This window comes from Blautia caccae (assembly GCF_040095955.1).
Lineage (GTDB): Bacteria > Bacillota > Clostridia > Lachnospirales > Lachnospiraceae > Blautia > Blautia celeris.
The window spans coordinates 121,081-134,891 of sequence record NZ_JBBMFP010000006.1; the positions used below are offsets into that span (position 1 = coordinate 121,081).

Genomic DNA, 13,811 nt, shown 5'->3' on the forward strand with positions numbered 1-13,811 from the left:
CCTACTCCACGCCCCGTTTAAAATGCCCTTTTGTAAATTCAGGCACCTGATCCGGCACGTCTTTATTTTTCTTGTAAACATCCAGAAACAAATCGAGCAGTCTTCCAGTTTCAGCTTTCCCTTCTATCGTAAAGTTCATACGGAATGCCGAAACAGATAAGGCTTTTATCTGCTCTGCCTCCTTTAAAAGACCTGTGGGAACGCTGTTGTAAATCACATTATAACAGAAATCACACACGCACTGGGCGGTAAAATAATTCCCGTACCTGTCTTTCAGACGCACAGTTCCGCTCTTTTTATCACAGGCGTTATATGTCTTCTTCAGACACTGGGCGGATATCATCATAGGGTAATACCCGTAGACAATCCACTCGCTGCCCGCATTATCTCTGCGGCGTATCTCCCCGCCGTTCTGCTCCAAAGGAACCGTGGTGCGCAGCACACCCCGGTCTTCCAGAAAAGCTTTTGACGCGTCATTAAACGCATATAAAGAGTGATCACACACCGCTTTCTCTGCAAGTCCCAGACTCTTTACATACCCCAGCTCTTCCAGATTCCGCACCAGGAACCCATCCAGACACCCCGCCAGATTCATAAGTTCTGCCTCTTTGCTCTCCAGATTTTTTTCTCTCTGGATATAGGGAAATGCCAGATAACACTCCTTGCCGAATTCCTTTATATACTCCACGGCATACCTGGTCTTTTCCTCAAAACTATCGCCCCAGAACATGGATATGCTGCAGTAAATACCATCCACTTCCGGCCGTCTCAAGGCCTCCTCCATTTGTTCCCATGTCTCCACAGACACGTAAAACTTTTTGGACCCCCTGCTTTTTTCCGGTTTTGGGGATGTTTTCTTCTCCCCGCCATCCATCCTCCGTACATCCAGCACGCGTCTGAAGGGCTGCAGGCACTCTTTTTCCAGCGCTTCCAGGCCTTTTCTGCGCAATTCATTCAGACTCTGCATGGGCAGAAATCCCTGCTCATCTGTCTGCACATCCAAGTGTTCAAATACAAACGGGGTGTTCCCTGTCTTCTCAATCTGCTTTTTCACCCGTTCTGCGTCAAGGGGCTGCTTCCTGGCTTCCTGTACGGTTTCCCCTTCCACCTGTACGTGGCGGTTTCCGTACTCCAAATCCAGTATAGCAGGGCTGCCGCAAAAGAGGATTACATTTCCGTAAATTTTTTCTTGCAATTTCTTGTCAACATATTGAACTTTCAATTGCGAAAATAAGTCTTCATCCCGTTTTCCCGGTCCCTTTTCCCGGCTGTCCCTGGCCTTTAGATTCTGCACAGCCATCATATTTCTGCCATTGTGCTGTTTATAATAGCCCTCGTTGAACCCATCTCTCTGGTATAACTTTAAAAGCTCCTGCCTGTCGCTGTCCAGGACACGAAAGCTTTTGGGGTTCTCTTTATACAGATCCAGATATTTTCGGTAAATCCTTGTGACGCCTGCCGCATATTCCGGCTTTTTCATGCGCCCCTCTATTTTCAGGGAATAGACTCCCGCGTCCAAGATCTCCGGCAGAATGTCAATGGTGCACATATCTTTTGGACTCAGAGGATATTCCTCCTTCTTACTTCCCAGCCTTTTCTCTCCGTCGTACACTTCATAGGGAAGCCTGCAGGGCTGTGCACATCTTCCCCTGTTGCCGCTTCTTCCTCCCAGCATACTGGAGAACAGGCACATACCGGAATAGGAGTAACAGAGTGCGCCGTGAATAAAGCTCTCGATCTCCATCCCCGTCTCCTGATAGATCTCACGAATCTCCTGAAGGGACAGCTCACGGGCAGTCACGATTCTGGATACCCCTGCCTCCTTCATAAGAGCTGCCCCCTTCGGCCCGGTCACCGCCATCTGGGTACTCACATGGATGGGCAGCCCGGGAAATTCCCTTCTGATAAAAGAGAGAACGCCATAGTCCTGTACAATGACAGCGTCCACGCCCTGTTCATAATAAGGAGCCAGATAGGTGTACAACTGTTCTTTCAGCTCTCTGTTTTTAAGCAGAGTATTCACGGTCATATATATTTTCTTTCCGTGCAGGTGGGTAAAATCAATGGCTTCAAGCAGTTCGTCTGTGTCCGGGTTGTTGGCGTACGCCCTGGCCCCGAACATCTGACCTCCAATATAGACCGCATCCGCCCCCGCTTGGACAGCGGCACGAAGCCCCTCATAAGAACCGGCAGGTGCCAGCAGTTCTGCTCTCATAATCTGTCTCCTCCAAAATTCCTGTTGATAGAAAAAGGGCGTGTTACTTCTGTCCGAAGCGCGCCCTATCATTCTGTGTTCCGGAAGTTTTAAGCATGCTCACTATTGTTTTAAAAATTCTTCCAGTTCTTTTTCCAGTTCCTCTATTCTGTTCTGCAGCTTATCCATCTGCTCATTCTTCAGCGCCACGTCTTTTCTGGCATTCTCAAGCTGTACCTGGCTGGTGATCAGGTCATGCTTCAGATCATACATTTCTCTGTCCTTTGCCTCCAGGTCCTCCTCGAAAATCTCCGCCTGACGTTTGGCCTTAAAGTAATCATCTGCCACATTCAGGCTCAAAAGTGTGTGTTTTGTCTCCACGGACTGACGGCTGTAACCTGGGAGCTGTCCCAGTTCCGTCATTTTATTATTCATATAAGATGCAACCTTCTGCAGGTATTCTTCACTTTCATATCCGCTCAGGGTAATAATCTTGCCTCCGATTAAAACCTGTGTAGTATTCTTTACTGCCATTCAAGGGCTCCTCCCGATTTTCATTCATGACAACAGAAAGTCCGCAAAGCGCCCTTTCCATCATCTGCATTTTATTTCCACTGTCTATTATAATCGAAATATGCAGAAAAACAACCTTTTTCTCATTCCCCTGTCTGATTCAGCCCCAAATGGTGGTATGCCAGCTCGCTTGCCACCCTTCCTCTGGGGGTACGGAGCAGAAATCCATTCTTGATCAGATAAGGTTCGTAGACGTCCTCAATGGTGCCGGAATCCTCACCGATAGCCGCGGCAAGAGTATCCAGACCCACAGGTCCGCCGGAAAAACGCTGAATCACAGTGGTGAGCAGAAGCCGGTCTGTCTGGTCAAGCCCATATCTGTCCACCTCCAGAAGGTCCATGGCAAAATCAGCAACCTCTTTTGTGATCTTCCCGTCATACCGCACCTGGGCAAAGTCTCTGACTCTCTTTAAAAGCCGGTTTGCAAGCCTCGGGGTCCCACGGGAACGTTTTGCCATCTCCCAGGCCCCCTCCTCGTCAATCTCCACTCCAAGCACATTTGCAGAATGCAGTATAATGGTCTTCAACTCCTCTTCCGTGTAAAATTCCAGGTGATGTACCACCCCGAACCGGTCACGAAGAGGCGCAGTCAGAAGACCTGCCCTGGTGGTGGCCCCCACCAGTGTAAATTTCGGAAGGTCCAGACGGATGGAACGGGCAGCCGTGCCCTTTCCTATCATAATGTCAATGGCATAGTCCTCCATGGCCGGATAGAGCACTTCTTCCACCTGTCGGTTCAGCCTGTGGATCTCATCTACAAAAAGCACATCATGCTCCTGCAGGTTATTGAGGATCGCCGCCATCTCCCCGGGCTTTTCAATGGCCGGACCGCTGGTCACTTTCATATGTACACCCAGCTCATTAGCTATGATACCTGCCAGTGTGGTCTTGCCCAGTCCCGGAGGGCCGTAGAACAGCACATGGTCCAGCGCATCATTTCTCTGTTTTGCAGCTTCTATGTATACCTTCAGGTTATTCTTTGCCTTCTCCTGGCCGATATAGTCATCCAGGTACTGCGGGCGCAGATTTCCCTCTATTTTCAAGTCTTCTTCTATTACGTCTGTGGTAATCACTCTTTTTTTATCCATGCTCTCATCCCGCTAAAAATTCATTTTTTTCAATGCCAGTTTCAGTATCTCCTCCACGTTCATGTGGGAAGTCACATCCACCTGCTTCACAGCCCGCAAAGCCTCGCTGCCGGAATACCCAAGCGCGGTGAGGGCCTGCACAGCTTCCTTTTTGGCATCCACAAGGTCCCCGGTCTCCGTCTGGGAGGCTTCCTGCACATGCATGGTCTTCGTATCAAACGCCTCTTGTAGGTCCAGCTTGTCCTTCAGTTCCAGGATCATCTTCTGCGCTGTCTTCTTCCCCACACCGGGCGCTCTGGAAATCGTCTTCACATCATCCGAAAGCACTGCAAAACGCAGCTCATCTGCGGACAGCCCGGAGAGAATCCCAAGAGCCGCCTTCGGCCCGATCCCGCTGACACCAAGAAGCATCCGGAACATTTTCAGATCATCCCGCGTGAGAAAGCCATACAACTGCATGGCATCCTCCCGCACATGGAGATGTGTATGTATTTTCACTTCCTGTCCCGGACGCAGGGTTCCGTCCAGGGCGGAGGCGGGCATGGAGATATTATATCCTATATTTCCGCACTCCAGAATCAGTTTTTCCTCTTCTATTTCAACTACTTCGCCTTTTAAGTATGCAATCATGTCAAGTCCTTTCCAGGTATTCGTTTCATAATCTCACCGGACAGAATACCAATCAGCAGTCCGGTCAGAAGCCCTGCTATGAGAAGTACAGGAAGATAGTAAAAAAGATTCACATTCTCCACCACGCAGACTGCGATCAGAATCTGTCCGATATTGTGTGTCACACCGCCGGCAATACTCACACCTGCCACGGAAAAACCGCCGTTCTTTTTCAAGAGCACCATGACCAGCAGGCTCAGCCCCGCCCCTGCCAGACTGAACAATATGGAAAACAGATTTCCAAACATAAACCCAATCACCAGTATTCTGATAAAAGAGACAACTGCCGCCTCTCTCCATCCGAAAAGGTACAGCAGAATCACAGTGACCAGATTTGCCAGCCCCAGCTTAATCCCGGGAATGCCCGCAAAAACAGGCAGCAGGGTCTCCACATACCCAAATATAATGGCAACCGCTGCAAACAGCCCCATATACGCTGTCTTCTTCATATCCTTATCTCCCTGCATCCTCAACAGTCTTACACCGCTGCCCTTGAATCTTATCCTCTCTCTATGACGCCACCACATCTGGCCCCTCCGAGGACTCCCTGCTTACAATCTCCAACACTACCCGGTTAGGCAGACAGACAATCGTACCGCCGGTCTTTGAAATCCTCTTCTGCTTCATACAGAGATGATCCGGACAGTCCGCCTCCGTCATCGTCACATACCCATCCTTTATCTCACACACATTCGTATCCCCTATACGGATGACCTGGTCTTCCTCCAGCGAAAACACCCCATACTCTTCCCCGTCCACGGTAATACGAAGCTGTGCCTTTTCATATGTAAACTGCCCCCGTACATAGGGAATAAACCAGCATAAAAAAGCGATCAGCAATACAATGCCAATCAGTCCTATATCTCTTTTTTTCATTTTCATTTTAACATTCTAACATAAGAAGAACCAAAATGCAAATATACGTTCGCAAGAGGGGGATTTTGGTGGCAATGGGGACGGGATAAGACGGGGAGGGCGGGGTGTCAGTCTTTTCCATCCCCTTTAAGCTCCACCCCATCCGTAGCCTCCACCTTCCCATCTTTCCTCACAAACACAGCCTCAACCCCCGCCGTATTCTCAATCAATTTCCTCCCTTTCTCATACCCAAGTATCAGACAACTGGTACTAAGCGCATCCCCCTCAAGCGAACTCTTTGACAAAATCGTCACCTGCGCCAGATCCGTCTCCACCGGATATCCTGTTTCCGGGTCCAGCACATGGTAATACAACTCTCCGTCAGCTTCAAAGTACCTCTCATAAATCCCTGACGACACCACGGAACTCCCCGCCGCATCCACATAAGCCACAATCTCATTCCTCTCGGCAAAAGGCTTCTGTATCCCAATCTCCCAGGGACTCCCATCCTCTTTTTCCCCGATGGTCAGCACATTCCCCCCCAGATTGATATACCCGCTCTCGATTCCCTCTGATACCAGATACTCCTTCAGCCTGTCCGCAATATACCCCTTGGCCAGCGCGCCCAAATCCAGCATGGTATTCGGATCATCAAATTTCACTTTATCCCCTGCTTCCAGATGCACCCGGGAATACCCCACTTTTTCAAGTGTCTTTTTTATCTCCTCCTCATCGGGAACCTTTGGATCTTCATTTTTAAAATCCCACAGATCCGACAGCGGCGCCACTGAGATATCAAATCTTCCGCCTGTCACCTCATAATACTCCTTCGCACAGGAGAGCAGCGCATATAAATCCTCGGACACCACTGCCTCGCTCTCTGTTCTGTGATTCAGACGGTAAAGCTCACTGTTTTCTTTTGTCCGGCTGAATATATCCTCATATTCAGCACATTTGGCAAATGCCTCATCCAGCACACGCTCTCCCTGCTCCTGCTCCTCACAAAGGATGGAAACAGAAATCATGGTGTCAAAAAAGAATCCCTTTTTTGACACCATGTCCCTTTTTTTCTGACCGCAGCCGCCCACCAAAAGGCAGACTGCAGTCAGACATATGAAAATAAATATTTGTTTCTTATTCATCAGCAGATAATCTTTCTCGGGCAGGTTTCCTGACACTTGCCGCAGTTGGTGCATTTTTCAGAATCAATGTGCGCCAGATTGTCCTCAATGGTGATGGCCTGTGCCGGACATTCTCGCTCACATTTTTTGCAGGCGATACAGCCCACCTTGCAGGCATTCATGACTGCTTTTCCTTTTTCTTTGGAGCTGCAGGCGACCGCGTGCTTCTGCTCATAAGGGATCAGCTCGATCAGATGTCTTGGACAGGCTGCCACACATTTTCCGCAGGCTTTACATTTTTCCTTGTCCACAAGAGCAATGCCGTTCACTATATGTATCGCGTCAAAAGGACAAACCTTGACACAACTTCCGGAACCCAGACAGCCAAAGCTGCAGGATTTTGCTCCGCCGTTCTGCATCTGGGAGATCATTTTACAATCCGAAACGCCTGTATATTCGTATAATTCCGTCGTCTTTTCACAGTCACCGGCACATTTTACGAATGCAGTCATGCGCACTGTCTCTCCCACTTCTTCTCCCATGACTGCACCGATCTTGGCTGCCACAGGCGCACCGCCTACGGGACAGGCGTTCACAGGCGCCTCGCCTTTTGCGATCGCTGCTGCAAGGCCGTCGCAGCCCGGATATCCACAGCCGCCGCAGTTGTTGCCCGGAAGCTCTTCCCTGACTAATATTTCTTTTTCATCTACTTCTACGGCAAATTTCTTTCCTGCTACTCCCAGGAACACTCCGATAAAGAGGCCTACACCGCCTACCAAAACCGCCGCAATTACAATTCCTGTAACCATATCTCGCGCCTCCTTAGATTATGCCGGAGAAGCCAAAGAAAGCAATGGCCATCAGACCGGCTGTCAACAGTACCATGGGAAATCCCTGGAAATATTTCGGAATATCATTGTATTCCATCTTCTCACGCAGACCCGCCATAAGTACAATGGAGATGGTGAAGCCAACGGCTGTGGCAAAACCATTTACGGTACTCTGAAGCACGTTGTACTCCTTCTGCACATTGATGACCGCTACGCCGAGAACCGCGCAGTTGGTGGTGATCAAAGGCAGATACACACCCAGACTCTGATAAAGGGCCTGCATGGACTTTTTCAGGAACATCTCCACGAACTGTACCAGGGCTGCAATGACCAGAATAAAGACAATGGTCTGCAGGAACTGCATATTCACATGTGGATTTGCCAGCAGATACTTATAAATCAGACTGGTGACCAGGGAGGACAGTGTGATAACAAAGACAACTGCTCCGCCCATACCCGCTGCGGTCTCAATTTTCTTGGAAACGCCGAAGAACGGACACAATCCCAGGAATTGGCTCAGCACAACGTTGTTTACTACTGCAGCGCCGACCGCAATAATCAATAATTCTTTCATGCTCCTATCCTCCTATTTCTTCTCCGTGTTGTCGTAAAATTTGCCGCTGCAGGATTTGTTGCCGCAGGTTGCACAGCCACCTTCCATACAGTGTACAGGATGCTGTTCTTCTTTTGGCTTCTTATCCTGTATTCTGGCGCGCAGGGCTGCCAGAAATGCCAGTACGAAAAAGGCTCCCGGTGCCAGGATGAAAATCGTTGCCGGCTCATAAGCGCCCGGCATAACCTGGAATCCGAACACGGTTCCCGCACCGATCAGTTCACGGAAAGCTGCCAGGATGGTAATGGAAAGGGTAAAGCCAAGACCCATGCCGATACCGTCGAAGATGGAAGCCACAGGAGTATTCTTGGAAGCGAAAGATTCCGCTCTTCCCAGAATGATACAGTTTACTACGATAAGGGGAATATAGATTCCCAGGGAATCATAGAGGGAAGGGATGAATCCTTCCAGCAAAAGCTGTACCACAGTAACAAAGGATGCCACGATCACAATGTAAGCGGGCATACGCACCTTATCCGGAATGATATTCCGAAGAAGGGAAATGAACAGATTGGACATCATGAGCACCACGGTAGTGGTAAGGCCCATGCCGATACCATTGATGGCTGCCGTTGTAACTGCCAGAGTCGGACACATACCCAGTACCAGGACAAAGGTAGGATTTTCTTTGATGATACCGTTATATAAACGCTCCGCAGGTGAATTTTCTCTCATCCTATTTAGCCTCCTCTACTACATACTGGAATGCACACAGACCGGCATTGACGCCGCCTGTCATAGCCTTGGATGTGATGGTTGCGCCGCTTAAGGCATCAATCTGGCTGTCTGACTGCGATCCGGTTTTGGTCACTTCAAATTTATCGACTTTTTTATCTTTAAACTGATTCTTGAAATCATCTTTCTGAGCATTCATGCCAAGGCCGGCAGTCTCGCCGATCTCCAGGATTTCAATCCCGTTCATGGTGCCGTCATTCTGGATTCCCATGGAAAAGGTAATATCTCCGCCGTATCCTTCGGATGTGGTCATATTGATGGCATATCCCAGCACTTCGCCCTGTGCGTCCAGAGCTTTCATCACTTCGTTGACTGTCTGGGCTGTGTAGCCGTTCTCTGACAGATAAGCTGCCAGATCCGCATCTTCCGCCGGAACACACAGCTCAAAGGAGTCTGCGTCCGCGAAAACAGCCATATAAGCCTCCTGTTTTTCTTTCTCCTTCTGCTCAGCGATCGGATCTATTGTGATCTGATAGACCAGACCCAAAAGCAGGCCGGAAATCAGGGTTATGACGGTAAGAATCAGCGTATCTTTTAAAATCGTGTTCTTTTTCATGCTTTCTTACCTCCTTTTCCGAATGCAACCGGCATGGTGACACGCTCAATGAGAGGCACCAGAAGGTTGCAGAAAATGATGGCGTAGGAAACACCTTCCGCTGAACCGCCGAAAATACGGAAAAGTCCGGTAAATACGCCGAGACAGACACCGTACACCAACTGTCCCTTTTTCGTGATCGGTGTGGTCACGTAATCCGTTGCCATGAACCAGGCACCCAGCATCAGACCGCCGCCGAAGAGATGCGCCGCAAGATAGTTTATATCAAAGCCGTGTCCGCCGAACAGCAGCACAAATACGGCAAAGGTACCGATATAGGTGAGCGGGATCCTGCAGTCAATCACTTTTGTTCCCAGCAGAATGGCCGCGCCGACCAAAATAGCCAGGGCAGAAGTCTCACCAATGGTTCCCTGTACATTGCCCAGAAACAGGCTCATGATATCAACACTCTCCCCTGCCTTTAAAGCTGCCAGAGGGGTGGCACCTGACACGGTATCCACCACATTTCCCCAGGCACTTTCAGGTACGGCAAAGTTTGTCATCCTGCCTGTAAAAGAGATCAAAAGGAAGCATCTTGCCGCCAGAGCCGGGTTCATAAAGTTCTGTCCCAGTCCGCCGAAGAGCTGTTTTACCACTAAGACCGCAAACACACCGCCGATGACCGGAATCCACCAGGGTGCGGACGGCGGCAGGTTCAGGGCCAGAAGAAGGCCGGTCACAGCTGCACTGTAGTCTTTGATCGTCAGTTTTTTGTGCATGAAGTGTTCATACACGGCCTCTGTAGCCACGCAGGTCGCCATGGATATGAGAATCAGCAGAAGCGCGTGAGGCCCGAAATTATAGATACCAAATAAAGCTGCCGGCAGCAGCGCGAGCAGTACCGTGCCCATAATGCCGCTGGTGCTCACCTTCGACCGCACATGAGGCGAAGATGAAATATGTAATAAGTCACTCATGTTATTCTCCTCCTACTTTGGCTTTTTCCTGTTGGCAAGAACCATTTTTCTCATGGACCGGACAGACTGGGTCAGAGGCCTCTTTGCCGGACAGACAAAACTGCAGCATCCGCACTCCACACACTCCATACCATTGAATTTCACAAAAAGTTCTTCCTGTCTCTCCTCGGCATATGTTGCCAGACGGGACGGAACAAGCCTTGCGGGACATCCGCTGACGCAGCGCCCGCAGTTGATACAGGCCGACTCCTCATTGGCTGCCACCACGTCTTTTGTCAGACACAGAATGGCAGATGAAGTCTTCACAATGGGCACATGGTAATCAAACATGGCAAAGCCCATCATGGGGCCGCCGGAGATCACTTTCTCCACAGAGCCTTTAAAGCCCCCGGCTGCCTCGATCAGTTCCGCGAAACTGGTGCCGGTCTTTACCCGGAAGTTCTGGGGATTTGCAATACCGTCCCCTGTCACAGTGACGATCTTCTCTATTACGGGGCGTCCCTCCATGACAGCCCTGCAGATGGCGCAGACCGTATCCACATTGTCCACCACGCAGCCCACGTCCGCAGGAAGCATGGATGAATTCAGCTCCCGCTCCGTGACGGCATTGATCAGACAGCGCTCAGCGCCCTGAGGGTATTTTGTCTTGAGGGTCTTTACCTCTATGCGCGGCTCATCCTTTACGATCTCTGTCATCTTTGCGACACAATCCGGTTTGTTGTCCTCAATGCAGATACATCCCTTTGCATTGTCAAAAAGCTTCAGTATGCATTTCAGCCCTCCCACTACCAGTTCAGGCTGTTCCATCATCCTGCGGTAATCTGAGGTCAGATACGGCTCACATTCCGCTCCGTTTACCAGAACATACTCAATTTTGTCCGGTTCCTTCGGAGACAGCTTCACATGGGTAGGGAAACCAGCTCCGCCCATACCTACAACACCGCCGTCCTGAATCCTTTTGATGATCTCCTCTTTGGAAAGTGCATCCAGAGAGTCCACTTTCTGCATTTCAATACTCTCGTATTTCCCGTCATTCTCCACAGTAACAGCATCCACCATGTTCCCCATATTGTTCCGCACTTTGCCAACTGCAGTTACGGTACCGGAAACGGATGCGTGAATGGGTGAGGAAACAAAACCTCCCGTCTCAGCAATTTTCTGCCCGGCCAGTACATGGTCACCTTTTGCCACAATGGCCTTTGCAGGTGCGCCTATGTGCTGTGATAGCGGATAGACCAGCTCTTGTTTCGGCAGGTAATCCGTGATAGGCTTGTCTTTTGACAGTTCTTTTCCATCATAAGGGTGTACGCCGCCCTTAAAGGTTAAAAACGCCATGTGTAGTCCCTCCTTTAATTGAATAATTAAGAAGCCAGTTAATGTTTTTTGGCTTTTCTTTCTTTATAGCGCCGGAACTCTGCACGCAGTCCAGGATAAGCATGGATCATACGTTTTCCGACAATGTTGGATTTTTTCCTTGCAGATAAGTATTTTTCTGAGAATTCATCCATACGTCTCTCAAGCTCCGCTTTCTTTTCCAGATAATTTTCAGAAAGAGAAAAGCGCTCCTCCAACAGTTTTGAGAACTCTGCTTTCTTTGTACCGATTTTTTCCGCAGCCTCGGCCAGGTTGAAAGCTCTGATTTCTTCCAGTCTGTCGCTGATTTCTTCTTTTGTCTCATATAGTTTTGTAGTCTGCAGGTATGCGGTCAGCTCCTCCATCATATCCTCCAGTTTTGCTAATTTCTTGCTGATGCCGAATGCTGCCACTGCAGAGGTAACAAAATCCGCACTGTACAGAACCGCCACAACGCTCACGGCAATCTTTCCGATGGAAACAGGGTAAAGATTGGTCAGCCATTCCACAAAAGGATGGAACACCTCAAAGAGCAGAACGGTGAAGACACCCCAGGCAAGGGAAGAACCGAGACAGATATACCCGTGCAGGTTGCACTTTTTTTTGCTGTAATCCCACCATCTGGTATGGAAGATTGTCTCCATGAGCCATCCGGTTATATATTCCAGCACAGTGGCAACCACCACGCCTCCTATGTAGAGCACCAGAAGATTCTGATCAAAGTCTTTCAGAATCAGATAGACGCTGACAGCGCCGAACCCGTAAATGGTACAGAACGGACCGTTGATAAAGCCTCTGTTCACAGGTTTTTTTGATTTTACAGAAACGTAACAGGATTCCCACACCCATCCTAAAAAACTATAGATAAAAAACCAGTTTATGATATAATACAGAGAGATTCCTGCAACTTTAAAATCCATAGACGCCTCCTTCTTATGTCCCTTCAGGGGCATATTTGCTATACATAAGTCAGAGATGCCCCATTGGGTATTTATTACGTCTTTATATAATATAACATTATTTTCAAAAAACTGCTACAATGATTTGGCTATTTTTCGTATTATTTTTGATACAATCAGAAAGGTTATTGTTAAAATGCTAACAAACAAGATATTTAATTATCAATTTATGCCAGAAAGTGCTAAACTCTTTCTTCCCGCAGATATTGAAGAAGATGACATTTTATTTTTTGATATTGAGACCACCGGTCTGAGCCATAGAAACAGCCGGGTGTATCTGATCGGTGCTGCTCTTTGTACAGACGGGAAATGGGAAATGATACAGTTTCTCGCCCAAAAGGAGAATGAGAAGGAGGAATACGCCGTGCTGGAAGCCTTTCAGTCTCTGTGCGCCCGGAAACGCTGTTTCCTGCACTTTAACGGCAGCACCTTTGATATTCCCTACCTGCAGCACAAATATCAAAGCTACCGGCTTACATTGCCCTTCAAAGACGCTGTGTCTGTGGATCTGTACCGGACACTCCGCCCCCTGCGCACGATCCTGCAGACCGAAAATTTCCGCCAGAAATCCTTAGAGCCGCTGGCAGGGTACAGACGGCAGGACGCTATGGACGGAAAGGAACTGATCAAGGTCTACCGCACCTATGCCAAAACAGGCGGGCAGACACTTTTAAACCTCCTGTTCCTTCACAATCATGATGACGTGGAGGGCATGGGCTGCCTTTTAGCCTTCGGCGCCCTTCTGGCCCTTCTCAGGGGGAATTTCCGGATGCGGGATATAACGGCAGTGACAGACAGGGCCATGGACGGAAGCCTCCTTCAGGAAGTCCTCTTTACTGTGAAGCTTCCGCTCTCCTTTCCCACCCGGCTCTCTTTTTCACTGCCCTGCGCTTATGTTACTCTGGAAAAGGACTGCTGCAAAATGAAAATGCCTCTTTTGGAAGGCACTTTAAAATATTATTATCCTGACTATAAGAATTATTACTATCTTCCACTGGAAGATGAAGCAGTCCACAAAAGTGTGGGCGTATACGTGGACCCGGCCTGCCGGGAAAAAGCCAAAGCCTCCAACTGCTGCAAAAGGGTGAGCGGTTATTTTCTCCGGGCTTTCGGCGCTCCCCAAATCCCTCTTTTAAAATCCTCCTATGAATCCGGCGACTGCTATATCCAGTGGACAGACAGCTTTCTCAGAAATCCGGAAATGCAGATTTCTTTTCTGTCTGAATATCTGAAAAGCCAGATACGTGTCTGATAAAAAAGGAAATAAGGCCGGCAGCGAATGTGCTTCGCTGCCGGCCTTTTATGTTAC

15 protein-coding genes are annotated in these 13,811 nt (G+C 49.0%); 1 reads left to right on the forward strand and 14 read right to left on the reverse strand.

Translation table 11 applies throughout. From position 1 onward, the window contains the following. Position 1 precedes the first annotated feature (1 nt). From WMO65_RS08570 to WMO65_RS08635, 14 genes are all read right to left on the reverse strand, one after another. Positions 2–2,215, reverse strand: coding sequence for a U32 family peptidase (locus WMO65_RS08570; RefSeq protein ID WP_148392726.1), 2,214 nt, complete (start codon positions 2,213–2,215; stop codon positions 2–4). Between the two features lie 102 nt (positions 2,216–2,317). Continuing rightward, positions 2,318–2,728 (reverse strand): cell division protein ZapA, encoded by a 411-nt coding sequence (locus WMO65_RS08575; RefSeq protein WP_033141744.1) that lies wholly within the window; start codon positions 2,726–2,728, stop codon positions 2,318–2,320. 122 nt (positions 2,729–2,850) lie between these two features. Further along, positions 2,851–3,855, reverse strand: a complete 1,005-nt coding sequence (gene ruvB / locus WMO65_RS08580) for a Holliday junction branch migration DNA helicase RuvB (protein WP_033141745.1) — start codon at positions 3,853–3,855, stop codon at positions 2,851–2,853. A gap of 12 nt (positions 3,856–3,867) precedes the next feature. Further along, entirely contained in the window at positions 3,868–4,485 is a 618-nt protein-coding gene (ruvA, locus tag WMO65_RS08585; RefSeq protein ID WP_054351287.1) for a Holliday junction branch migration protein RuvA, read from the reverse strand. Next, complete coding sequence (locus tag WMO65_RS08590) at positions 4,482–4,973, reverse strand: Gx transporter family protein (protein WP_033141838.1); 492 nt, start codon at positions 4,971–4,973, stop codon at positions 4,482–4,484. The genes ruvA and WMO65_RS08590 overlap by 4 nt, the downstream gene beginning before the upstream one ends. A gap of 61 nt (positions 4,974–5,034) precedes the next feature. Beyond that, entirely contained in the window at positions 5,035–5,406 is a 372-nt protein-coding gene (locus WMO65_RS08595; RefSeq protein WP_186971070.1) for a NusG domain II-containing protein, read from the reverse strand. 101 nt (positions 5,407–5,507) lie between these two features. Beyond that, positions 5,508–6,521 carry an FAD:protein FMN transferase gene (locus WMO65_RS08600; RefSeq protein ID WP_118593991.1) on the reverse strand — a complete coding sequence of 338 codons (1,014 nt, stop codon included), beginning with the start codon at positions 6,519–6,521 and terminating at the stop codon, positions 5,508–5,510. Beyond that, complete coding sequence (locus WMO65_RS08605) at positions 6,521–7,309, reverse strand: RnfABCDGE type electron transport complex subunit B (RefSeq protein WP_033141748.1); 789 nt, start codon at positions 7,307–7,309, stop codon at positions 6,521–6,523. Before WMO65_RS08605 ends, WMO65_RS08600 begins: the two co-directional genes overlap by 1 nt. A 13-nt stretch (positions 7,310–7,322) precedes the next feature. Continuing rightward, entirely contained in the window at positions 7,323–7,904 is a 582-nt protein-coding gene (locus WMO65_RS08610; RefSeq protein WP_033141749.1) for an electron transport complex protein RnfA, read from the reverse strand. A 12-nt stretch (positions 7,905–7,916) separates the two neighbouring features. Further along, positions 7,917–8,618 carry an electron transport complex subunit RsxE gene (gene rsxE / locus WMO65_RS08615; protein WP_033141750.1) on the reverse strand — a complete coding sequence of 234 codons (702 nt, stop codon included), beginning with the start codon at positions 8,616–8,618 and terminating at the stop codon, positions 7,917–7,919. Position 8,619: 1 nt separating this feature from the next. Further along, complete coding sequence (locus WMO65_RS08620; protein WP_033141751.1) at positions 8,620–9,234, reverse strand: RnfABCDGE type electron transport complex subunit G; 615 nt, start codon at positions 9,232–9,234, stop codon at positions 8,620–8,622. Then, positions 9,231–10,190 carry an RnfABCDGE type electron transport complex subunit D gene (locus WMO65_RS08625; RefSeq protein ID WP_033141752.1) on the reverse strand — a complete coding sequence of 320 codons (960 nt, stop codon included), beginning with the start codon at positions 10,188–10,190 and terminating at the stop codon, positions 9,231–9,233. Before WMO65_RS08625 ends, WMO65_RS08620 begins: the two co-directional genes overlap by 4 nt. A 12-nt stretch (positions 10,191–10,202) precedes the next feature. Next, the gene (gene rsxC / locus WMO65_RS08630) at positions 10,203–11,525 is read right to left on the reverse strand and encodes an electron transport complex subunit RsxC (protein WP_148392727.1); all 1,323 of its coding nucleotides are present in this window, start codon (positions 11,523–11,525) and stop codon (positions 10,203–10,205) included. Positions 11,526–11,563: 38 nt separating this feature from the next. Continuing rightward, a complete protein-coding gene (locus tag WMO65_RS08635; RefSeq protein ID WP_033141754.1) occupies positions 11,564–12,463 on the reverse strand; it encodes a putative ABC transporter permease in 900 nt (299 codons plus the stop codon). A 175-nt stretch (positions 12,464–12,638) separates the two neighbouring features. Between WMO65_RS08635 and WMO65_RS08640 the strand changes: the two genes are divergently transcribed. Next, positions 12,639–13,754 (forward strand): ribonuclease H-like domain-containing protein, encoded by a 1,116-nt coding sequence (locus WMO65_RS08640; RefSeq protein WP_158587289.1) that lies wholly within the window; start codon positions 12,639–12,641, stop codon positions 13,752–13,754. The last annotated feature ends 57 nt before the right edge of the window (positions 13,755–13,811 follow it).